Annotated in this window: 18 protein-coding genes; 10 read left to right on the top strand and 8 right to left on the bottom strand. The window is 65.2% G+C overall.

The annotated features are described in order from the left end of the window. The first annotated feature begins 148 nt into the window (after positions 1-148). Together IE053_RS00915 and IE053_RS00920 are read left to right on the top strand one after the other, a co-directional pair. Positions 149-2,320 (top strand): sodium-translocating pyrophosphatase, encoded by a 2,172-nt coding sequence (locus IE053_RS00915; protein ID WP_189570562.1) that lies wholly within the window; start codon positions 149-151, stop codon positions 2,318-2,320. A 51-nt stretch (positions 2,321-2,371) separates the two neighbouring features. Next, a complete protein-coding gene (locus IE053_RS00920) occupies positions 2,372-3,073 on the top strand; it encodes an HAD family hydrolase (RefSeq protein ID WP_189570564.1) in 702 nt (233 codons plus the stop codon). A 165-nt stretch (positions 3,074-3,238) separates the two neighbouring features. On the opposite strand, the gene IE053_RS00925 is transcribed toward IE053_RS00920, so the two are convergent. Next, positions 3,239-3,634 (bottom strand): MmcB family DNA repair protein, encoded by a 396-nt coding sequence (locus IE053_RS00925; protein WP_229786003.1) that lies wholly within the window; start codon positions 3,632-3,634, stop codon positions 3,239-3,241. A 65-nt stretch (positions 3,635-3,699) separates the two neighbouring features. After that, a complete protein-coding gene (locus IE053_RS00930) occupies positions 3,700-4,020 on the bottom strand; it encodes a 2Fe-2S iron-sulfur cluster-binding protein (RefSeq protein WP_189570566.1) in 321 nt (106 codons plus the stop codon). An 83-nt stretch (positions 4,021-4,103) separates the two neighbouring features. Between IE053_RS00930 and tsaE the strand changes: the two genes are divergently transcribed. The 6 genes from tsaE to trxA all read left to right on the top strand — a co-directional run bounded on the left by tsaE (position 4,104) and on the right by trxA (position 13,244). Next, on the top strand, positions 4,104-4,571 hold the full coding sequence (gene tsaE, locus IE053_RS00935; protein ID WP_189570568.1) for a tRNA (adenosine(37)-N6)-threonylcarbamoyltransferase complex ATPase subunit type 1 TsaE: 468 nt from the start codon (positions 4,104-4,106) through the stop codon (positions 4,569-4,571). Then, on the top strand, positions 4,568-5,617 hold the full coding sequence (locus IE053_RS00940) for an aminoglycoside phosphotransferase family protein (RefSeq protein WP_189570570.1): 1,050 nt from the start codon (positions 4,568-4,570) through the stop codon (positions 5,615-5,617). The genes tsaE and IE053_RS00940 overlap by 4 nt, the downstream gene beginning before the upstream one ends. Then, complete coding sequence (locus tag IE053_RS00945; protein WP_189570572.1) at positions 5,614-6,321, top strand: nucleotidyltransferase family protein; 708 nt, start codon at positions 5,614-5,616, stop codon at positions 6,319-6,321. The genes IE053_RS00940 and IE053_RS00945 overlap by 4 nt, the downstream gene beginning before the upstream one ends. Before the next feature lie 16 nt (positions 6,322-6,337). Further along, positions 6,338-9,403, top strand: coding sequence for a double-strand break repair protein AddB (addB, locus tag IE053_RS00950; protein WP_189570574.1), 3,066 nt, complete (start codon positions 6,338-6,340; stop codon positions 9,401-9,403). Next, the gene (gene addA, locus IE053_RS00955; protein ID WP_189570576.1) at positions 9,396-12,833 is read left to right on the top strand and encodes a double-strand break repair helicase AddA; all 3,438 of its coding nucleotides are present in this window, start codon (positions 9,396-9,398) and stop codon (positions 12,831-12,833) included. Before addB ends, addA begins: the two co-directional genes overlap by 8 nt. 87 nt (positions 12,834-12,920) lie before the next feature. Then, positions 12,921-13,244 (top strand): thioredoxin TrxA, encoded by a 324-nt coding sequence (gene trxA / locus IE053_RS00960; protein ID WP_189570578.1) that lies wholly within the window; start codon positions 12,921-12,923, stop codon positions 13,242-13,244. 57 nt (positions 13,245-13,301) lie between these two features. Here trxA and IE053_RS00965 read toward each other — a convergent pair whose 3' ends face one another. The 4 genes from IE053_RS00965 to hemC all read right to left on the bottom strand — a co-directional run bounded on the left by IE053_RS00965 (position 13,302) and on the right by hemC (position 18,844). Next, the gene (locus tag IE053_RS00965) at positions 13,302-14,846 is read right to left on the bottom strand and encodes a heme biosynthesis protein HemY (RefSeq protein ID WP_189570579.1); all 1,545 of its coding nucleotides are present in this window, start codon (positions 14,844-14,846) and stop codon (positions 13,302-13,304) included. Positions 14,847-14,882: 36 nt separating this feature from the next. Beyond that, entirely contained in the window at positions 14,883-17,114 is a 2,232-nt protein-coding gene (locus tag IE053_RS00970) for a mitofilin family membrane protein (protein WP_189570582.1), read from the bottom strand. A gap of 61 nt (positions 17,115-17,175) precedes the next feature. Next, positions 17,176-17,910: a uroporphyrinogen-III synthase gene (locus IE053_RS00975; protein WP_189570584.1), complete on the bottom strand. Its 735-nt coding sequence runs from the start codon at positions 17,908-17,910 to the stop codon at positions 17,176-17,178. Next, positions 17,891-18,844 (bottom strand): hydroxymethylbilane synthase, encoded by a 954-nt coding sequence (hemC, locus tag IE053_RS00980; RefSeq protein WP_189570586.1) that lies wholly within the window; start codon positions 18,842-18,844, stop codon positions 17,891-17,893. Before hemC ends, IE053_RS00975 begins: the two co-directional genes overlap by 20 nt. Positions 18,845-18,871: 27 nt before the next feature. Between hemC and tsaD the strand changes: the two genes are divergently transcribed. Beyond that, complete coding sequence (gene tsaD, locus IE053_RS00985; RefSeq protein ID WP_189570588.1) at positions 18,872-19,951, top strand: tRNA (adenosine(37)-N6)-threonylcarbamoyltransferase complex transferase subunit TsaD; 1,080 nt, start codon at positions 18,872-18,874, stop codon at positions 19,949-19,951. Next, complete coding sequence (locus IE053_RS00990) at positions 19,951-20,946, top strand: NAD(P)H-dependent glycerol-3-phosphate dehydrogenase (RefSeq protein ID WP_189570590.1); 996 nt, start codon at positions 19,951-19,953, stop codon at positions 20,944-20,946. The genes tsaD and IE053_RS00990 overlap by 1 nt, the downstream gene beginning before the upstream one ends. Here IE053_RS00990 and IE053_RS00995 read toward each other — a convergent pair. After that, positions 20,943-21,347 (bottom strand): hypothetical protein, encoded by a 405-nt coding sequence (locus IE053_RS00995; RefSeq protein WP_189570592.1) that lies wholly within the window; start codon positions 21,345-21,347, stop codon positions 20,943-20,945. The genes IE053_RS00990 and IE053_RS00995 overlap by 4 nt on opposite strands. A gap of 132 nt (positions 21,348-21,479) precedes the next feature. After that, positions 21,480-21,617 (bottom strand): hypothetical protein, encoded by a 138-nt coding sequence (locus IE053_RS01000; protein ID WP_189570594.1) that lies wholly within the window; start codon positions 21,615-21,617, stop codon positions 21,480-21,482. Positions 21,618-21,632: the final 15 nt, after the last annotated feature.

Here is a 21,632-nt window from a genome sequence, read left to right on the forward strand (position 1 = left end):
CCTGCGAAAGACTAGGCGAGAACACACTTCATGTGATGCAGTCACATTATTCTACCGCTGCTTACGATTGATTTAGAGAAGCGGCCCTGTCTAGGGTTCTCGCGATTCCCGGCGCTTCCTGCGCCTGTGGCAGTTTGAGGGAGTTCTCATGACCTTTTCGCTGATGCTCGTCATTTTGGCGGGGTTGGTTGCCGTGGCCTATGGCATCGTCACCACCAGGCAGGTGATGGCGGCGCCCGCGGGCAATGAACGGATGCAGGAGATCGCAAGCGCGATCCAGGAAGGCGCATCCGCCTATCTCACGCGGCAATACACAACGATCACCATTGTCGGCGTCATCGTCGCCGTCATTCTTCTCTTCGCCTTTGGATGGATTGGCGCGGTGGGCTTCGTGCTCGGCGCGGTGCTCTCCGGCGCGGCAGGCTTCATCGGCATGCTGATTTCGGTGCGCGCCAATGTGCGGACAACGGAAGCCTCGCGCAAAGGGCTGCAGGAAGGCCTCGATATCGCCTTCAAGGCCGGCGCGGTGACGGGGATGCTCGTCGCGGGCCTCGCGCTTCTCGGCCTTGCGGTCTATTTCTGGCTGTTGACGGGCCCGGTGGGCCTTGGCGAGGGAAGCCGTGACGTGGTCAACGGCCTCGTCTCGCTCAGCCTCGGCGCTTCGCTGATCTCGGTCTTCGCGCGCCTCGGCGGCGGCATCTTCACCAAGGGTGCGGATGTCGGCGGCGACCTCGTGGGCAAGGTGGAAGCAGGCATCCCGGAGGATGACCCCCGCAACGCGGCGACCATTGCCGATAACGTCGGGGACAATGTCGGCGACTGCGCGGGCATGGCGGCGGACCTGTTCGAGACCTATGTCGTGACCATCGCGGCCACCATGGTTCTCGCCTCGATCCTGTTCGCAGGCGCAGCGCCCGTGGACGAGGGCATGCTGACCGAAGTGCAGCGCTTCATGCTCTACCCGCTGGCCATCGGCGGGGCGTGCATCCTGACCTCGATTGCGGGCACCTATTTCGTCAAGCTCGGCAAGGGTTCGACCAATGTGATGGGCGCTCTTTACAAGGGCCTGTTTGTCACCGGTCTCCTGTCGATCGGGGCTCTGGCTGCCGTCACCGGATGGGTCGTTCCCTTCGGCCAGGAGTTCACCTTCGTCAGTGCCGGAAGCGAGGAAGTCAGGACCTTCACCGGCATGAGCCTGTTCCTCTGCGGCCTTCTCGGCCTCGCCGTGACATACGCGATCGTCTGGGTCACCGAGTACTATACCGGTACTGGTTTCCGCCCGGTGAAGTCGGTGGCCAAGGCTTCGGAATCCGGACACGGAACGAACGTCATCCAGGGTCTCGCGGTCTCGATGGAGGCGACGGCGCTTCCGGCGATCATCATCATCGTCGGCATCATCATCGCCTTCAACCTCGCAGGGCTCTACGGTATCGGCATTGCGGTCACCACGATGCTGGCGCTGGCAGGCATGGTCGTTGCCCTCGACGCCTTCGGTCCGGTGACGGACAATGCCGGCGGCATCGCGGAAATGGCAGAACTCGACGGCTCTGTCCGGGACACGACGGACGCGCTCGACGCGGTGGGCAACACCACCAAGGCCGTGACCAAGGGCTACGCCATCGGCTCAGCGGGCCTTGGCGCGCTCGTGCTCTTCGCAGCGTATGCGGAGGACCTCCGCTATTTCGCCTCGAAGCCCGAGACCTATCCGTTCTTCGACGGGATGGTGGTCGATTACTCGCTCATCAACCCCTATGTCATCGTCGGTCTGTTCTTTGGCGGGCTGCTGCCGTTCCTGTTCGGCTCCCTCGCCATGCAGGCGGTGGGGCGGGCGGCCTCGGCCATCGTCGAGGAGGTGCGTCGTCAGTTCAAGGAGAAGCCGGGCATCATGGACCGCACCGAGAAGCCGGACTACGGCCGCGCGGTGAACCTGCTGACGGGGGCGGCGATCAAGGAGATGATCGTCCCCTCGCTGCTGCCGATCCTCGGGCCCATCGTCCTCTACATCCTCGTCGGGATGGTCGCGGGAACGGCACAGGCACTGGCAGCCGTTGGCGCGATGCTGATGGGCGTCATCATCACGGGCCTCTTCCTCGCGCTGTCGATGACGGCGGGCGGCGGCGCTTGGGACAACGCCAAGAAATACATCGAAGACGGCCACCACGGCGGCAAGGGCTCCGAAGCCCACAAGGCCGCGGTGACTGGCGATACGGTGGGTGATCCGTACAAGGACACCGCAGGTCCTGCGGTGAACCCGATGATCAAGATCACCAACATTGTCGCACTGCTTCTTCTCGCCTACCTCGCTAGCGTGGGGGCGTAAGAGGCGGACAGCTCTGCCTCGACCCCGAGCGGCTGAGGCAGAGGTGACACCATGGCGATCGGCGCCGTCCTTTTTGATTGCGACGGCGTCCTCGTCGACAGCGAAATCGTCGGGCTGGAAGACAGCGCCGAGTTCCTGAGGTCCAACGGGTTCTCCTGGAGCCCCGAGGACCTCATTCGTTTGTTCACGGGCAAACGCGACGACCTCTTCCGCAAGGGCCTGATGGAAGGCTTTGCGGCGGTCCTGGGGCGGGAGCCGCGCGAAGCCGAAAAAGAAGCGCTCTACGAAGGCCTGATCGAGGCGCGCAGGGCCAACCGACACAAGATGAAAGCGGTGCCCGGTGCGCTGGAGACGGTCAAGCTGGTCTCGGAGCTTGGCATACCGCTGGCCGTCGCGTCGTCATCCAAACAGGTCTATCTCGACAGCAAGATCGAGCGCTATGGCTTCGGGCCCTATGTCCTGCCGCATGTCTATTCGGCGGAGTTCGTGGACCATGGAAAGCCGGCGCCGGACATCTTTCTCCATGCCGCAGAACGGCTGGGCGTGGCGCCCGATTCGTGCATCGTGATCGAAGACAGCCCTTTCGGGGTGGAAGCCGGTGTCGCAGCAGGCATGGAGGTCTGGGGTTTCACAGGCGGAGGGCATTGTCTCGAAGATCACCCTATGCGCCTGAACCAGGCGGGTTCCTCAAGAATTCACGCCACTCATTCTGCGCTGCAACAAGATCTCGTTCGCGTTATGGAGGAACAGTAGGAAAAAAAACCCGCTTTACGCGAACTCGATAATTGCTATTTAACTAGTGAGGCAGCGCTTCCCCCACCCACCATCGCTGCCGGAATCCAAGGCACACGCGATCGGCCTTTGGACACGCGGCGGCGCTGACCCCCACAGCGCCGCCGCACCTTTTTGGAGAATGCTTCAGCCGAGCGAACGGAAAGCCGCATGCCGCGCAATGCGGATGAGAGCGGTCTTGCGTCGGGCGCCGGCGAGGGATGCGGTCTCGGACTCCCGGACGACGGCCCCGCCAAAGGCATCGGCGATAATGAGACCCTCATCTTCGGGCAGGAGGTCCCTCGGGAAATCCTCGGCCACGCCGAAATAGAAGCGGTCGCAGTACTCCTTGTACTCTGGCCATTTGCTGTCGACGTCGAAGTCTGCGCGGCAGGACTTCACTTCGACCATCACAATCTCGCCTTTCGGCGAGATTGCCGTCACGTCGGCGCGGCGACCATTGGGAAGGCTGAGCTCGAGGACAGGCGCATAGCCCATCTCGATCATCACCCGGCAGACGCCGCGGGTGACGGCAGCCGTCACCTCCGGCCGGGCATCGCCTGCCGCAGTTGCGGCTCCGGCGAGGTCTTCGGGGGTCGGGTCGTTCCTCAGCCCTGGAACTCCGGCACTTTCACCTTGAGGCCCTCGAGCTTCTCCGAGACGCTGATCTGGCAGGAGAGGCGGGAGTTGTCCTGGCGCTCCGACGCGAAGTCGAGCATCGACTCCTCCATCGGCGAAGCCTCGCCCACAACGTCTTTGAAGGCGGGATCGACATAGACGTGGCAGGTCGCGCAGGCGCAGGCGCCACCGCAATCGGCATCGATGCCGGGCACGCCGGCCTTGACCGCCACCTCCATCAGGGTCAGGCCCGTCTCGGCCTCAACCTCGTGTTCCTGCCCGCCATGTTCGATGAAGGTAACTTTGACCACGTCACATCCTCTTGTCGCTGCACCCCGACTAACGGGCCAGGGGCAATGTTCCAAGCTATCAGCGTTATCGGCGCGGTGAAAGAATGACGACGATCATCGTCTCCACCCAAGACGAGATGACAGCGCTCGGGCGGAAGCTGGCGCGGGGGCTGACGCGCGGGGACTGCGTCGCGCTGCGGGGGGATCTCGGTGTGGGCAAGTCCGTGCTGGCGCGGGCAATGATCCGCGAGGTGGCGGGCGAGCCGATCGACGTGCCGAGCCCGACTTTCCCGCTGATCGAGGCCTACCCCTTCGAGCCACCGCTCCATCATGTCGACCTCTACCGCCTGGACGGGCCGGAGCAGGTGATCGAGCTCGGACTCGAAGACCTGATCGACCACGGCGTCACGCTGATCGAATGGCCGGACCGGGCCGAGGGTATCTTGCCCCATAACCGACTCGATGTGACGATCACAGAACGGACGAATGGAGAGCGGATGGTGGAGCTGATGCCGCGGGGCGAGGGCTGGTCGCGCAGGATCGAAGCGCTGCTCTCGGGAGGTATCGTTTGACCCCCGAGGCGGAACGGAAGGCTTTCCTTGCCACCACCCCCTGGCGGGACGCGGAGATCGTGCCGATCCCCGCCGATGCCTCCGTGCGGGAATATGCGCGGCTGGTTGGCGGGCCGAGCGCGGCGATGCTTATGGATGCAGAGGCAGCCGCGAAGACGCCTCCCTGTCCGCCGGACGCGGATGAAGAGGAGCGAAAGAGGCTTGGCTATCCGGCAATGGTGCGCAGCTCGGGAAGCGCGCTCTTGGCGTTTGAGGCGGCTTCGAAAGTGCTGGCGGAGCGCGGCGTGATCGTGCCGGAGGTCTGTGTCTCTGACCATGGTCGAGGGCTCGCCGTGATCGAGGACCTTGGGGCACGGATGATGCGCGATGCCATCGAACACCGTCCAGATACAGAGCTTTCGTTTTATAAAGAAGCGGCGGCGGTGCTGGAGAAGCTTCGAGGAAACCCGGTGGAGCCGGGAGAGCGCCACGCCTGGCCGTTCCAGACCTATGACCGCCTCGCCTACCGCGCGGAGGCTGCGCTGCTGGAGGAGTGGTACCTGCCGAGGGTTCTGGGACTGAGGCTGCCTAACGAGGATGTGGCGCGGCTGGGTGAGGCTTGGGACGACGTGCTCAGTGGGCTTTCGAAGGCGGACAGGCTCGTCCACAGGGATTTCCATGCCGAGAACCTTCTGCTCACGGACCGCGGCATTGCGGTCATCGACTTTCAGGACATGATGGTCGGGCAGGCGGCCTATGACTGGGCTTCGCTGCTGGAGGATGCGCGGCGCGATGTATCGCCGGAGGTGCGGGATGCGGTTTATGCCCTGGGTGTTCAGGGAGCGGAGGACCCGGAGGCCTTCGAGCGGGACTACGCGATCCTCGCCGCGCAGCGCAATGCCAAGATCCTCGGGATCTTTGCACGGCTGATCCATCGCGACGGCAAACCGAAATATGAGCGCTTCATCCCGCGGGTGGCGGCGCTCCTGAAAGCAGACCTCGCGCGGGAGCCGCTTCGTCCGGTGGCGGAGGTCCTGCGCGTGGTGGCTCCGGAGATCGTGGAATGAATATCGATACGGCGATGGTGCTGGCCGCTGGCCTTGGCACGCGGATCAGGAGCCTTGATCCCGAGACGCCGAAGCCGCTGATCAAGGTCGCAGGCATGGCGCTGATCGACTACTCTTTCGAAATGCTGGCCGATGGCGGTGTGCGCAAGGCAGTGGTCAACGTGCATCACCGCGCCGACCAGCTCGAGGCGCATCTCGCCGGTGTCGAGCGGCCCGAGATCGCGGTCTCGGACGAGCGGGAAAGGCTGCTCGAAACCGGCGGCGGAATCCTGAAAGCCCTGCCGATGCTGGGCAAGGATCCGTTCTTCTGCACGAACACTGATGCGATCCTGCTCGGCGGGTCGGAGAACCCCGCTTCGTTCCTGCGCAGGCAGTGGACGGAGGATTGCGATGCGCTGCTTCTCATGGTTCCCCTTTCGGAGACCTCAGGCTATCAGGGGCAGGGTGACTTTTCGCTGACGCCAGAGGGGCTTATCGCCGACCGTTCGGAGGGAGCACCGCTTGTTTTCACCGGGCTGCAGATCCTCCGGCCGGCCTTGTTCGATGGCGCCGAGGTGGAGCCTGTGTCGACACGGGCTTTCTGGGAGAAGGCGCGGGCGGCGGGCCGGATGCGCGGCGTCCTCTTTGACGGCCGCTGGATGCATGTCGGGGATCCCGAGGGTCACCGCCTGGCCGAGGAACGCCTCGGAAAGGAAGTGAACTGATCGTTTGGGAGCACCCATGGCTGTCTTTGACCTCGCCGGAGAACCGGCTCCGCATGTTTACGCCATGGCGCCGGGAAGGCCGTTTTTCGACGATCTCGTCGGGGCCTTGCTGTCGGATTACGCGGGCAAGCTCGATGCGCTGACCGCGATCGAGATTTTCGTTCCCAGCCGAAGGGCTGTCCGTTCCCTGAAGGAAGCCTTCGCGGCGCAAGCGCCCAGCGGCGTGATCCTGCTGCCGAGAATAACCGCCGTGGCCGACCTCAGCGAAGACGATACGCTGACCGCATCTCTCGAGCGGGTGGACCGGGCAGTAAAGGACGCGCCGTCCGCAGCGATCAAGCGGTTGAAACTCGCGGGCATCTATCGCGATGCGCTGGCAGAGGCAGGTGAGCCGATAAGCTGGGTCGGCGCCCTGCGCGGGGCGTCGGAGCTGGGCAAGACCTCGGATCAGTTGACGGAATACGGGATCGATGCCGGGCGCCTTGCCAAGCTGCGCGACGAGCCAGCAATCGCTGGGTCGGCGGAGCATTGGCAGGCGAATGCCCGGCTGTTGAGTCTCGTGACCGAGGCGTGGCCGGCATGGCTGGCCGAACAGGACCTGATGGACCAGCGCGAGCGGCGCGCCCTGCTGCTATCGGCGCTCTGCGACCGCCTCGAAGACCAGAGCGATGCCGAGCTCATCCTTGCTGCGGGCTTCCTCGGCACCTCTCCGTCATCGGAGGACTTTTTGCGCAGGGTTGCGAGACTGCCGAATGGCGCCGTGATCCTTCCGGCGCTCGACATGCACATGCCGGATGACGCCTGGGAGGAAATCCGCGCGCCTGATCCGCAGTCAGCCTATCGGAGCCTTCTGAAGGATGGCTTCGGCGTGCCGCGGAGCCATGTGCGCCCGGTTCCTCCAAAAGGCACCGACGAAGGCGAAGCGCGACGGCGGCTTCTTTCGCTCGCGCTGATGCCGGCGAAGTCGACCAGCGGCTGGGCCGAGGCGTTCGCCGCGTTCAGGGACGATCCCTCAGCAAGCGGAGCACGTGACGGCCTCGAGGTGGCGGTGGCCAAGACGATGGAGGAGGAAGCCGACTTCATCGCGCTGACGCTGAGGGCGCAGCTCGAGAAGCCGGGCAAGACCGCGTTCCTTGTGACCGCCGATCGCGGGCTCGCAAGACGGGTGGCCGCAAAGCTGGCGGGCTGGGGTATCGACATTGACGACTCCGGCGGCGCGCCGATCGCGGGGTCCTACCGCGCGACGTTCCTGAGGCTGATCGCTACGCTGATGGCCGAACCTTCGGACCCGGTGGTGCTGGCAGGGCTGGTGCAGCACCAGCTCTTCGGGCTCGGGATGGACGCCCAGGAACGGCGTCCACTGGTGCAGGCCCTGGATCTCTTCCTGCGCGGGCGTGCGCCGCGGAAGGGCTGGGACGGGCTGTTCCAGTCCCTCCACGATGCCTGGCGGCCGTTCATGCCGCAAAAGCGCGACGAGGCCGAAGAGCTGACGGCACGGATCGAAGGCTTTCTCCGTCGACTGAGGGATGTATTCGAGAAACCTGTCGAACAGGCCGGGACGTCAGTCGGCGCTCTCCTCGATGCGCATCTCGAGATTGCCCGAACACTTGCGGCGACTCCGGATGAAAACGGCGAGGAGCGGCTCTTCCGCTTCGAGGATGGCGAGGTGCTGGAGCCCCATCTTGCACAACTGCGGGGCAGGCCGGAGCTGCTTGGCGAGGTTCCGCTCAAAGACTATCCGGAGCTGTTCACGGCGCTTCTTCAGGGCCCGGCCTTCCGTCCTCCCGGTGGCCAGCATCCGCGGCTGGCGATCTATGGCATTCTCGAAGCGCGCCTGCAGACCGCGGATCTCGTGGTCGTCGGCGGCTTGCAGGAAGGGGTCTGGCCGGGGGATGCGGCGGTGGACCCTTTCCTGTCACGGAGTATCCGCAAAGCGCTCGGCATGCCGTCACCCGATGCAGAGATCGGGCGTGTGGCCCACGATTTCCTCGACTTTGCCGCGCAGCCGCAAGTGCTGCTGACGCGCTCGGAACGGGCGGGCCGCTCGCCGGCACGGGCGTCACGCCTGATGATCCGTCTCGAGAGTTTTCTCGCGAAGCTTGAACCTGAACGCAGCTATGATGCCGCGCCGCGACTGCGCGCATGGCGGCAGGCCCGGTATGGTGCCGACGGACCAGCCGTGCCAGCGCCCCGGCCGAGACCCGCGCCCCCGGCTGACGAGCGGCCGCCGCGGTTGTCGGTCAGTGCTGTCGCCACCTGGCTGCGCGATCCGTATGCGATCTATGCTGGTCATGTACTGGGTCTCAAACCCCTTCGTGCGTACAATGAGGCCTTCGGTGCGCGAGACCGTGGGGACATCCTGCACAAGCTGCTGGAGAAATATGCTGACTGGGCCAAGGAAGATGATGGCCTCTCGATCGAGGAGCGTCTGCGAACGATGCTGCCGGATGTCCTTGACGAATATGATATGCCTGAAGCGCAACGCGTGCTGAACGACCGTTTTCTTCATCAGGCGATTGCCAATTTCGCTGTCTTTGAACGCGAGGCGCAGCGGAGGGGGAAGATCATCGCCGTGGAAGAGCGCGGCGAGATGGAAGTGCCTGCAAGAGAGAGAAGAATTCTGGTCCATGGACGTGCCGACCGTATCGATCAAACTACGGAGGGGCTTGCGCACGTTATCGACTACAAGCTCGGTGGTGCGGCGACGATCGCGGAAGGGGCGGCGTTCTCGCCGCAACTGTTCCTGCTGGCGATGATGCTGCGCGATGGCGGCTTCGCGAAGCTCGGGGCAATCGAGCCGGGGCAGGTGTCGTTCATCAAGCTGACCGGTAGGGACAGCAGGGAAGTCGAGAAGATCTGGCATCCGTCCACCACCACAACAAGGCGGCATAGCCTTGGCGATCAGCTCAAGGATGATCTTGAAGGGTTTGAAGAGAAATTCCACGCCTGGCTGGACCGGAGCTACTCCGACGAAACGCCGATGACATCGCAGCTTCATCCCTATCGCTCTGACATCGCTGGGGACTTCGATGACCTCGCGCGGCGGGCCGAGTGGGAGCGGGAGGCCCCTGACGATGAGTGAGCTCAAGGACTTCAAGGAGAGGACTGACCAAATCCAGAGCGAAGTGGGCAATCCTGCGAACTCGGCATGGGTGTCGGCGAATGCCGGGACGGGCAAGACCTATATCCTCGTGCGCCGCGTCATCCGCCAGCTTCTGGCAGGTGCCAAGCCTGCGTCGATCGTCTGCATCACTTTCACCAAGGCCGCGGCGGCGGAGATGGCGGACCGCCTGCTCGGTATGCTGAGCGACTGGGCGCTCATGGAGGACGAAGAGCTCGTCAGGGCTATCAAGGAGGTCACTGGAGGCGCTCCGGACAAGGAAAACCTCGGGGAAGCCCGCCAACTGTTCGCGGAGGCGCTCGAGAGTCCGGGCGGCCTCAAGATCCAGACCATTCACAGCTTCTGCTCGAGCATCCTGTCACGCTTTCCGGCCGAGGCGGGCCTGCCTCTGGGCTTTCGCGCCCTCGAAGACGATGAAGCCAATGCCCTGCTGCGCGAGGCAACGCGGATGGTGGCAGAGGTGGCAGCAGACCCGCGTCATGATCTGCATGCAGACCTCAACGCGGTGACGGAGCGATTCCAGGGGGAGCAAGAGGAACGGGCAGGGTTCGAGGTGACTCTGGAGGACGCGCTGCGGACCTTCGCCCGGAAAACGCGCGGGGCAGATGCCTTGCCTGAAGAGTCCGGAGCGTTGCCAAAGATTCTCGATGACGTTCTGGGGCCGAAGCAAAGCGAGGAGGACATCGTCAAGGCGTGTTTCGATGGCCTCACCGGAGAGCATCGGGAGTTCCTCGCCGAGATCGAAGCCAATGCCGCCAGGGGCAAGAAACGGGCAAACCAGCTGGCCGCGGCGGTCCGTGCGACGCTGGAGGCCGGCCCCTCGCTGGAGCTGTTGGAGAATCCCTTTGCTCTCAAGAATGACGGGACGCCTTACGCACCGGGCCATTTCGGGAAGGACTTCGAAGCGAGCATCCCCTCTTTCGAAAGGCGCTACATGGCGCTGTGCGATCATATCCGAGCGCACCGCGAAAGGTTGTTCCTTGCACGGATCAGGAAGGAGAACGACCACTTCATCAAGCTCGCATGGCTGTGTCTCAAGCTCTACCGCGGGAAGAAGGCGGCGCAGCAAGGGCTCGACTATGATGACCTGATCGAGAAGACCCTCGAGCTCCTGACCGAGGTCGAGAACGCCTGGGTTCAGTACAAGCTCGATGCCGGTATCGAGCATGTCCTGCTCGACGAAGCGCAGGATACCTCGCGGGTGCAATGGGAGCTGTTCAAGCAACTGGTTGCCGAAATCGTACAAGACGATCCGGACACGGCGGGCGTCGATCGCCAGCGCAGCCTTTTCGTCGTGGGAGACCCGAAGCAGTCGATCTATGCCTTTAACGGGGCGGAGGCGGCGCTCTTCAACGAATATCTTGGTCACTATACTGACCGGCTCGGTCCGCGTCTCGCCAGTCACAGACTGTTCTTGTCGTTCCGAACATCACAACCAGTGCTCGACATCGTGGACGCGGTGTTCGACGACGAAGCGTTCCGGACCGTTTCGGGAGACTATGAGCGGCACCACTCTGCCCACCCGCAGCGCAGCGGGTCGGTCGAGTTCTGGCCGCCTTTTCCCGATCCTGGAAAAAAGGAGACGGATATCTGGGACACGGTGGACCGTCCGGCCAAGGACAGTATCGACCGGCAGGCTGCAATGGCGATCGCCAAAGATATCCAGCGCCGGATCAAGGTCGGCGTGAAGCTTGCCTGCAAGGGGGGGCGACCCTTGCGCGCGGCCGATGTGATGGTCCTGTTCCAGCGCCGCGGCCCCCGCTTCCGTGAAACGCTGCGGGCGCTCGCGGAGATGGGCATCCCGTCGGCGGGCACGGACCGGATCGAGGTTGCCAAGGATCCGGCTGTGCGTGATATGCTCAGCCTGCTGCGGTTCACGGCGAACCGCGATGACGGCCTCAGCCTTGCGGTGCTGCTCAAGTCGCCATTCTTCGGGTGGGATGAGAAACAACTCTATGACCTTTGTCATGGGCGTGAGCGACAGGTCCTGTGGTCGGAGTTGCAGCGACGGGCGCAGGGGACAGACAGCCTCAGCGAAGCGGCAGCGACGGCGGTGCGAGAGTTGCGGCGGATGGCCGATACTGGCATGCGTCACGGGCCCTATCGTCTTCTCGCTTCGTTCCTTGACGGCGGCGAAGGGCCACCAGGGCGTGCACGGATCGAGAGACGGCTGGGGACCAGCTATGTGGATGCCGTCGAGGCGCTCCTCGACGAGGCGCTGAGCTTCGAAGACAGCGAAGCCCGCAGTATCCATGGCTTCCTGCACCGGGTCGAGTGCCTGAACTATGACATCAAGCGCGAGATCGCCGGTGAGGAAATCACCGGTGTGCGGGTGATGACCGTGCACGGAGCGAAGGGGCTTGAGGCCCCCCTCGTTTATGTCGGGGATGCGGATTATCTCAAGAAACCTGCTGACGCTGCGCGGCGGGAGCCATTCGTCATGGCGGAGCATCCGGCGGTGAAGGGCGAGCTGCCGATCCTCGTCCCGATTGGCTCGAAAAACGATCCTGCGCCGATTGCGGTCTTGAGAGCCGATGGCGAAGAAAAACGTCTGCAGGAATACCAGCGGCTTTTCTACGTGGCGGCGACGCGAGCCGAAGAGCATCTCGTGATCTGCGGCGGCAAGGAAGCAGAGTCCAAGAGTTGGTACGGGATGACCGAAGCGGCCTTTGCGCGACTCCAGATGCATGCGGAGCAGTCGGAAATGGAGGCGCCGTGGGGCGGCATGATCCGGAAGATCGAACAGGTGGGTACGGACGACGCAGCCACCAACAAGCCGCGGAGCCTGCCTAGCTTCCAGGTGCCGCAATGGCTCAACGCGCCGGCGCGCGAGGAGGTGGCCAATCCCGTCATCTATCCCTCCGCCATCGGGTCAATCGAGGACGAGCGCGGGGAAGCGAGGCCCGTCGCAGGGCCATTGGGTGACCCCCGTCGGCGCGGCCTCCTGGTCCACAAACTGCTCGAGTTCCTGCCGCGCTATCCAAAAGGCCAGAGAAGGGCCGTTGCCTTGCGGCTGGCAGAAACGGACCGGCAGGCCCTCGGCGAGGGATCCGTCGCAGAGGCTATCGACGGGGTCTTGGGGATCCTCGACAACCCGCGCTATGCTGAACTCTTTGGCGAGCGCTCCCGCGCAGAAGTCTCGATCCAGGGACAGGTCGAAGGCGTGACGGTGAGCGGGCAGATCGACCGCCTGCTGCTGACCGAAGACGCCGTTGTCGCCGTCGAGTTCAAGAGCTCACGCTGGGTTCCCGAGAGCGAAGCGGGCATTCCAGTTGCGCACAGGCGGCAGGTGGAGACCTATCTCAAGCTTCTGAGGGCGATGGACCCGGCGCGCGAAGCCCGTGCTGTGCTGCTCTACACGGCCGGGCCCGTGGCCTTTGACATCCTGTGAGATTTTCGCGAACCGGGGACGAGAAACATTCACGTCTTGCGCTGCGAACAGGCGCGCATAACTCTCAGCCTTCGAAAGGACACCGCTATGAGCACGAAGACTGTCACCGACCAGAGCTTTGCCACCGACGTCCTCGGCGCCGATGGCCCGGTTCTCGTGGATTTCTGGGCGACCTGGTGCGGCCCCTGCAAGCAGATCGCTCCGGCTCTCGAAGAGCTGGCGGAAGAGTATGCGGGCAAGTTGACCATCGCCAAGATCGACATTGACGCGAACCCGAACACGCCCGGCCAGTATGGCGTTCGCGGCGTGCCGACGCTGATGCTGTTCAAGGACGGCGAGCTTGTTGCGACCAAGGTCGGCGCTGCACCGAAGGGCCAGCTCGATGCCTGGATCAAGGAAAATCTCGGCTAAGAAAGCCGGGCGGAGCTTGATGCGAGAACGGCGCCCCTTGGGGCGCCGTTTTTGATTCTAGCCGAGCTTGATGACCTTGCCGTCGTCCTGGTCAACGGTTTCCGCCTCGTCGTCCGGTGCCACCTCTTCGGCTTCAGCTTCGGTTTCGGCGTCTGGTTCCGTGGGCGGTTCGTCCGCGGCTGCCTCCGTCTCCGGTTCTGTGCTGGGCGGCGCCTCGTTGGTCTCGTCCGCGACCTCGGTCGTGGCGAGGGGGGTTTCGGGGGCAGGGGGCATGAGGAGTGCCCGGACCTCGTCGGCACCGATCTCGGGGGTTTCGACCTCCAGCGGCGGCGGAGCGAGGCGACCGTGTTCAGAGAACTCGCGAATAAGGCGACGCCAGCCCTCGGTTGTGTAGTGGAACGTTCCGTCAGCACCCGGAATGACCTCCTCAGGTGCAGCCTCGGCGCGGATGCGCCACGCGGTCGCGGCAGCCTCGCCATAGCGGGCCTGCGTGATGTCGGCCATGGTCCTCAGCACACGGCGGTTAGGACGGCCGATGAGGAGGGGTTCCAGCGTTTCCTGCGCTGCGGCGGGATCACCGCCTTCGAGCTGGACCTGGGCGAGCAGGAGCTTGCTCTCAGGATGGTCGGGATTGCGCTCGGTCAGCTTGATCAGGCGACCGCGCACGCGTTCGTCGCGTTCATGGGCGAAGATCCTGCGCAGGACGGCAGCAAGACCGGGATGCGGCTCGGCTTCCCATGCGTCGGCGAGGATCTTGGCGGCTTTGGAGCGGTGACCGGCATTGACTTCGATCTCTGCTGCGAGAGCGGCGGCTGGAGTGAGGGTCGGCGCTTTCTTGAGTGCTGCCAGAGCATCCTTGAGGGCCTGGTCGTGGTCCTCGGCATCAAAAGCGCCGTAGGCTTGGGCCGTCAGGAGCGCGCCTTCCATGCGGCGGTATTCAAGGCTGTCCGCGATGTTGTGCTTGCGGGCGAGGGAGAGGGTATCGAGCGCATCACCCCACGCGCCGCGCTCGATATTGAGGTTGAGCACGCTTTCAAACGCCCATGAGGTTCCCGGACGAAGCTGGAAGGCGCGCTCGGCATAGGCGCGGGCCTTTTCGCGGTCACCCGACTGGAGCGCCTGCATGTAAAGGCCGCGCAGGCCGAGAAACTCCGTCTCCGGAGCTTCGAGCATGGCTGTGTAGCTGAGCTGCGCAGTCTCGGTATCCCCCGCGAGCTGGGCGGCCTGGGCGGTAAGAAGCCGGGTGAGGGCAGGCTCGTTGAGGGATTTGTCCGCCAGCCTTGCGAAGCGCTGGGCGTCGGCGGCGTCGCCTGCCGCGACGGCCTCGAGACCGCGGGTCAGCGCCGTCATGCCCTTGGCGCGGCGGCGCTCTTGGCTTCGGCGGCGCAGGCGTCCGGGAAGGGCGGAGACCCAGCTGACGAAGGCGCCGCTGAAGAAAAAGAAGAGAACGGCGAGCACGGTGAGGACCGCGAGGACGCCCGTCTGGACGTCGATCCGCTGCCCGTTGATCTCGATCACGGTGTAGCCCGTGAGGTCGAGGAGCGTTCCCAGCCCCCACGTGGCGACCAACACGACAACGATGAGGGTGAAGATCCTGATCATCGATCCATCCGTGCGCTCATGGCTGCACGCCTTTTTCTAGTTGGTCGACGTTCCCGTCACCTGTTTTTCGAGGGCAGCGAGGCCGCGATTGGCGGTGGCGCGGGCTTCGGCGGCTGCGATCCAGTCCTGGAAGGCTTCGGCGGCACCGCCCTCGAGATCCCGCAGTTCGTCTACCGCTGCGCCGATATTGCCGTCCTCGAGCCGGGCTTCGGCCCTGGCGATGATGGCGCCGGGATCGTCGCCCTCGGCCTCACCGATCGGGCGGACCGTGAACAGGCTGGAGAAGTTCGAGCCAAGCCGGTCGAGAACGCCGTCCGATCCTTCGCGCTTGCTTCGTGCCAGGGCTTCGCGGGCGGCGATGTCAAACCGTGAACGAAGCTCGTCGTTCGTCGGCAGGCCTTCGTCGGCATAGGTGCGGAGGGAAGACAGCTCGGTTTCTCCGCCCACGATTGATTCGACGGCATTGAGCTGGCGGCGGAACGGCCGGCCTGCGTCGATATTGTCGCCAAGTTCGGTCAGGGCAACGAGCAGTGCCCCCCGGCGGGCGACGGCGACATCGCGGGTGGCGATACGGTCAATGCGGTTGTCGAGTTGCGAGAGCTGCTGTGCCTGCGCCTGCTGCTGCTCGGCGAGGGTTTGTTGCAGCTCGGCAAGACGCTTGTTCGTCTCCTCCACCTGCGCCCGCGTTTGGGTGACGGCCTGCGATGTCTGGGCGACCTGGGCGCGGGTTTCATTGACGGCCTGTTCCGCCTGCTGAACGCTCTGTGAGAGCTGTTCTTCGGTCTGGGCGAGGCGGGTGTCGAGGACGCGCTCGGTTTCCGCAAGCACCTGGGTGCGAACGCCCTCGACCTCTGAGGCAAGCTCGCGCTTGAGGTCTTCGAGACGTTCTTCGGGGATAACCGCGGCGACCATGGTGCCACCACCGCCGTTGCCGTCAGCAACGACACCGCCGCCGCCAGCGCTATCGCTTTCGGCAACGACACCGCCGCCGCCAGCGCTCTTGTCGTTTGCGTCCTGTTGCGGCTGGTCGTCCTCGGCGGCTCCTCCGGAGCCAGCCACGCTGCCATCCTGCGCGCCTTTCGCAGCACGTTCGGCGGCGGCTTTCTCGGCGGCCTGGCGCTGGGCGGCGCGTTGTTCGGCAAGGCGGCGGAGCCCCAGGACGCGCTCTTCGGAGGCGGTGCGTTCGGCCTCTTCCTCGGTGGCCTGTTCCGCGAGAGCTTCTGCCGTGCGGGCTTCGGCTTCCTGCCGCTCCGCAGCAGCGGCAGCGTCGGCTTCCGCGCGCTCTTGCTCTGCCTGCTGACGTTCGGCCTCGGCCTGTTCTTCGGTGGCGAGGCGCGCAGCGCGCATCTCTTCCTGACGCGCGCGGTCAGCATCGGAGAGACCAGCCACGACGGCTTCGCCTTCTTCGGTGTTCGCACTTTCGGCGAGGTCCGCCTGCGCTTTTGCTTCCGTGACGGCGTCGCCAGCGGTGCGGTCGGTGGCGACCGCATTGCCTGAGATGCTATCATTGCCCTCGGCCAATTCAGTTGGCGCGATGGCGGCGTCGCCGGGGTTGGCGCGATCGGCCGCGGCCGCCTTCAGGCTGGCCACGAGCGCGAGGGCTTCCTCGCTGGGCTCAACGGCTTCGGCCCCGGCTGTCTGCGAACCTGTGGTGTCTTCGGCCTCTTCGGCAGGGATTTCGGCAATCTCGGTCTCTGCCGGTTGAGAAGGCTCCGCCATGTCTGGTGCCGGAGCGGGCTGTTCGGCCGTGGGGGACCCGGCGGTCTCTGCCGGGACGGGCATGGCCGGGGGGACGTCCGCTGCGGGTTCGCTCGCAGGCGTGGTCCGGGCACTGAGCTGGTTCTGGGGGAAGAGAACCACCTGCTGCTCGCCGTCTTCGGTGATGACAACTCCGTCCTCCGCGATGGCGGGAGGTTTTTCGTCACCGTCGTTCAAGAAGATGACGGCACCGACCACCACGGCGGCGAGGCCGCCGACGGCGATCCAGGTCAGGTTCGAACCGCCCCCGGAGGAAGGCGGCGGGGTCTCGGCCTTCATCTCCTCGTCAGCGGGCTGATCGTCGCCCTGGGCTTCCATCGCCTCGACAAGACCGGCTTCATGGCGGACGTCGTCTTCGTCGACGATCTCGGCTTCGACGGTTTCGGGCTCGGAGGTGCCTTCGTTGTCCGCTTCGACCTCGCTCGCAGTCGCCTCGGTGGCTTCCGGCGTGCCGGCGTCGTCCTTCGCGGGCTCGTTCTCGTCGTTCTTCTTCTTGTCGTCGTCGGCCATCTCGAACCCCCTTCGAGTCATGGGTAAAAACCGGGCCGGAGAGGAGTTCCGGCGCCTCGGTTTATGTGCAGCGCGACAGGGCGAAGTCAACGAAGCGCTCGGGCTCAGGCTGCCCCTGGGAACAAGTCTTCGCGAAGCGGCCGGTGGTTTTCGCGGCCTCTTCGACGCGGGGACTGAGGCAAAGTGCCGTCAGGGGCGGCAGAGCGCCTGCCGATGCCTCAGCAAGAGTGAGGGACGTGAAGGTTTCTGCCACGCGAGCTGACAGGAAAGTCACATAGTGAGGGCCGGGCGCAGCGAAGAACCGGCGGAGGTCTTCGGGCGGCGAGGCTACGGGCGCGGAGCGGTAGGTGACGACCCGGCGGTAGTTGACCCCGCGAGGCTCGAGCAGCGGCGCGGGGTCGGTGGCAACAGTCTCGCCGCAGAAATGGAGGAGGCGGGTGCCGGGTGGAATGAGCGCAGCGAGCTGGTCGCCGATTCGGCCCGGGCCTTCTGCGAGGACCGTAAGGCCAGCCGCGCGGGCGGCTTTCGCTGATGCTCCGCCTACAGCGTAGACGGGAAGGTTGGCGTAGTGTGCAGCTGCTTCGACCGCGCGGGGCGAGGTGATGAGGAGAGCGTCGAAGCGGGTCGGGTCCGGCGGAGTGAAGGGCGCCGGCTCGGTCTTGGCGAGGGGGGCCTTGAAGACAGAGAGCCTGGATCGCTCCGCAAGCTGACGGGCGAGGTCCGTGGCGCCGGGTTCGGGGCGCGTGACGAGGATCGCGCCCTCAGCTTTGGCCCACTTATCCCTGGCCGATGACACGGCGGAGGTCTTCCGGGGTTTTGGCGAGGAGGGAATCGGCGAAACGCGCGCCTTTGGCGAGGGCGTCGGTCACGTCCGAGGTGTCGAAATGCTCTTCATGGCTGACGTGGGAAGAGCCATCTGGGTGCAGAATTTCGGCGCGGAAACGGATCTTGCCGCCGTCCATGTGGGCGTGGCCGGCCATTGGCGTGCGGCAGGAGCCATCGAGCCTAGCAACGAAAGCGCGCTCGACCGCGGTCGTCAGCTCGGTCGTTTCATGGTTGATTGAGCGGCAGAGGCTCAAGACATCCTCGTCGCCCTCGCGGGACTGGATGCAAAGGGCGCCCTGGCCAAGGGCTGGGAGCATCTCGTCCGTGTCGATGGGGCAGCGCCTGACATCGTCCCTACCCAGACGGTTGAGGCCCGCCTGGGCGAGGAAAGTGCCCAGGGCTTCGCCACGCTCGAGCTTGGCAAGGCGGGTCTGGACGTTTCCGCGGAACTCGATGATCTCGACATCAGGACGCATACGGCGGAGCTGGGCTGCGCGCCGGATCGAGCTCGTGCCGATGATGGCACCGTCGGGCAGCTCGTCAATCGGCGTGCCAGTGAGCGAGACGAAGGCGTCGCGCGGGTCTTCGCGCTCGGGCACGGCAGACTGGACGAGGCCGTCGGGCATCTCCGCCGGCATGTCCTTCATCGAGTGGACGGCGATGTCCGCGTCCCCCGTCAGGAGTGCCATCTCGATCTCTTTGACGAAGAGGCCCTTGCCGCCGACTTCGGCGAGGGAGCCCTGCAGGGCCCGGTCGCCCGTGGTGACGAAGGTCTTGATCGGGAAAGCCGCTTCCCATGAGTCCCCCGGAAGGCCGGCGGCGCGGCCGAGCATGGCGCGGACGGCCTTCGCCTGGGCGACGGCGAGGGGTGATCGGCGGGAGGCGATGACGATGGGTTTCTGCATGCGTCCGGCGTTGCTACGTGCGTCCCCATGCAGCAGCAAGCGCGTTATGTCTTCGGGGTGGAGTCGAGTTGCGACGACACCGCCGCCGCCGTCCTGAAAATCACCGACAAGGTGGAAGTCTTGTCCTCGGTCGTCCTCGGCCAGGATGCAGACCATGCGCCCTTTGGCGGCGTGGTGCCGGAGATCGCTGCACGGGCCCATGCCGAAAAGATCGACAAGGTGGCCTACCAAGCGCTGCTGCAGGCGGATGTGCCGCCGGCCGATCTCGACCTGATCGCTGCGACGGCGGGGCCGGGGCTGATCGGCGGCGTGATGGCGGGGTTCACCTTCGCCAAGGGGCTGAGCATGGCCACCGGGGTGCCGCTGGTGCCGGTGAACCACCTCGAGGGCCATGCGCTTTCGGTGGGCCTCGAGGCGGACGTGGCGACGCCGTATCTCCTGCTGCTGGTGAGCGGGGGGCATACGCAACTTCTCGTGGTCGAGGGGCCGGGGAAGGCCCGGCGGCTCGGCACGACGATCGATGACGCGGCGGGTGAGGCGTTTGACAAGACGGCCAAGCTCATGGGGCTCGGCACGCCGGGCGGGCCTGCCATCGAAAGGGCTGCGAAGGAAGGTGATCCGGACCGCTTCGAGATGCCAAGGCCGCTTCTAGGGCGTGGCGGCTTCGATTTCAGCTTTTCGGGCCTGAAAACGGCGGTGCGGCAGGCGGCGGAGGAAGCGAGCCCACTTTCCGATCAAGACCGCGCCGATCTTGCGGCATCGTTCCAGAAGGCTGCCATCGAGCACCTTGCGCGACGGACCAGGGCTGCCCTGGAGGAGACCGGTGCAAAGACGCTGGTCGCGGCTGGCGGCGTGGCGTCGAACCAGATGCTGCGCGGACGGCTCGAAGAAATCGCCGAGGGCGCGGGGGCCGCATTCGTCGCGCCGAGCCTCAGGTTCTGCACCGACAATGCGGCGATGATCGCGCTTGCGGGCTACCTCCTGCATGAGGCGGGCATGGCCCCTTCGCAGGAGGACGCGCTGGCGCTTGCGCCGAGGCCGCGCTGGCCTCTGGACGAGAACGCGGCTCCTGTGGTCGGCAAGGGCAAGCGCGGAGCCAAAGTCTGATGACGAAACCGATTTTCGTAGCCGGCGCGGGAAGCTGGGGCACGGCGCTGGCTGTGCTGGTGGCCGGTACCGGGCGCGATGTGATCCTCTGGGCGCGCGACCCCGAGAAGGCCGGGGCCATCAATGCCGCGCGGGAGAACAGGCGCCACCTGCCGGGGGTGAAGCTGCCCGAGACCCTCTCGGTCACGTCCGACATGGATAAGATCAGGAAGGCGGAGGGCTGCCTCTTCGTCGTGCCGGCACAGGCCGCGCGGGAGCACCTTGAGGCCTTTCGCGAAGCTTCCGGCAGGGCGGCCATGCCGGTGGCCCTCTGCTGCAAGGGGCTCGAGCGGGCGACCATGGCGCCGATGCACCGGGTGCTGGAAGAGGCCTGGCCCGAGGCGAAGGGCTCGGTCCTGTCAGGGCCAAGCTTCGCGTCCGACGTCGCGAAGGGCCTGCCAACGGCGGTGACGCTGGCGTCGAGGGATGAGAGCCAGCGGAACTTCTGGCTCGACCGTCTCGCCACCTCGACCTTCCGGCCGTATGCGTCGGATGACCCGCTGGGGGCAGAGATCGGCGGTGCCGTGAAAAACGTGCTGGCCATTGCCTGCGGGATTTCTGCTGGCAAAGGTTTCGGCGAAAGCGCCAAGGCGGCGTTGATCGCGCGCGGCTTTGTCGAAATGTCGCGCTTTGCGCTTGCGCTGGGAGCCAAGCAGGAGACGCTCTCGGGGCTCGCAGGGCTCGGGGACCTCGTCCTCACTTGCAATTCGAGCCAGTCCCGGAATTTCTCGCTCGGCTACGCGCTGGGGCAGGGGGAGGAGGCGCAAAGCTATCTCGCGGCGCAGAAGTCCGTGGCCGAAGGCGCGGCAACGGCCCGGCCGCTGGTCCTGTGGGCGCGCAAGATCGGCGTCGAGATGCCGATCTCGGAGGGTGTCGCGGCGATCATTGATGGCGAGGCAAGCGTCGATGAGGTCATCGACGCGTTGATGACACGGCCCCTGAAGGCCGAAGGCTAGCGGTAGTCGTCCGGGCGGCAGCTGCGACGCTGGCGCGGCTCGGCGGAGGCATCCATTGCGCCGCGCTCGAGTGCGGCGGCACCCTTGGCGCCGAGATTGTCGTAACAGGTCTGAAGCTGGCCTTCGAAGATCACGCTCTCCGGGCCGATCCTCTCGCGGACCATGTCGTAGCCGAGGAAATAGCACTCGCAAGGCTTGGTCGGCGCGACATAGTCCTCGGGATCGTCGCTGAGCAGGCCGCTGAGCGAAGCCTTGGTCATCAGGCGCGCGCGGGGAGTTTCACTGGCTGCAGAGCTCGCCGATGCGGTGCTCGAGCCCGCGGAGCCAAAGAACACGAAGGCAAAGACTGCGAGAATGCCTGCCGCGAGCAAACCGCCGAAAATCGTCTCGATCCGTGTCATGGCCTGACTTCCACCCTGTGACCCTCGACGGACCTTAACCTGAACGCGAGGTTAAGAAAAGCGCCGAGCCGTTCTTTCGTTACGCACCGCGGCTTTCATTGGTGGCGCTGACCTCCCGTCTGAGGCCCTGCATCAATCCTGAGCGGGGTCGGTGTCGGTGGGGCGCTTGGGAAATGCCGGGATCTGGCTGGTATCGAGGGACGCGCCGCCCACTGGAAAGGCTCTCCCGAGCCCGGCCGGGTTCTCGTCCATGAAGGGCGGGCTTGACATTGTTAGTCATTTAGC

Source organism: Parvularcula lutaonensis, assembly GCF_014651915.1.
Taxonomy (GTDB): Bacteria; Pseudomonadota; Alphaproteobacteria; order Caulobacterales; family Parvularculaceae; genus Parvularcula; species Parvularcula lutaonensis.

Excerpts from the sequence above, each read along its gene's own strand:
- IE053_RS00945 (WP_189570572.1), top strand. The coding sequence starts at position 5,614 with ATGAATATCGATACGGCGATGGTGCTGGCCGCTGGCCTTGGCACGCGG.
- addA (WP_189570576.1), top strand. The coding sequence starts at position 9,396 with ATGAGTGAGCTCAAGGACTTCAAGGAGAGGACTGACCAAATCCAGAGC.
- hemC (WP_189570586.1), bottom strand. The coding sequence starts at position 18,844 with ATGCAGAAACCCATCGTCATCGCCTCCCGCCGATCACCCCTCGCCGTC.
- tsaE (WP_189570568.1), top strand. The coding sequence starts at position 4,104 with ATGACGACGATCATCGTCTCCACCCAAGACGAGATGACAGCGCTCGGG.
- tsaD (WP_189570588.1), top strand. The coding sequence starts at position 18,872 with ATGCAGCAGCAAGCGCGTTATGTCTTCGGGGTGGAGTCGAGTTGCGAC.
- IE053_RS00920 (WP_189570564.1), top strand. The coding sequence starts at position 2,372 with ATGGCGATCGGCGCCGTCCTTTTTGATTGCGACGGCGTCCTCGTCGAC.
- IE053_RS00965 (WP_189570579.1), bottom strand. The coding sequence starts at position 14,846 with ATGATCAGGATCTTCACCCTCATCGTTGTCGTGTTGGTCGCCACGTGG.
- IE053_RS00915 (WP_189570562.1), top strand. The coding sequence starts at position 149 with ATGACCTTTTCGCTGATGCTCGTCATTTTGGCGGGGTTGGTTGCCGTG.
- addB (WP_189570574.1), top strand. The coding sequence starts at position 6,338 with ATGGCTGTCTTTGACCTCGCCGGAGAACCGGCTCCGCATGTTTACGCC.
- IE053_RS00990 (WP_189570590.1), top strand. The coding sequence starts at position 19,951 with ATGACGAAACCGATTTTCGTAGCCGGCGCGGGAAGCTGGGGCACGGCG.
- IE053_RS00970 (WP_189570582.1), bottom strand. The coding sequence starts at position 17,114 with ATGGCCGACGACGACAAGAAGAAGAACGACGAGAACGAGCCCGCGAAG.
- IE053_RS00995 (WP_189570592.1), bottom strand. The coding sequence starts at position 21,347 with ATGACACGGATCGAGACGATTTTCGGCGGTTTGCTCGCGGCAGGCATT.
- trxA (WP_189570578.1), top strand. The coding sequence starts at position 12,921 with ATGAGCACGAAGACTGTCACCGACCAGAGCTTTGCCACCGACGTCCTC.
- IE053_RS01000 (WP_189570594.1), bottom strand. The coding sequence starts at position 21,617 with ATGTCAAGCCCGCCCTTCATGGACGAGAACCCGGCCGGGCTCGGGAGA.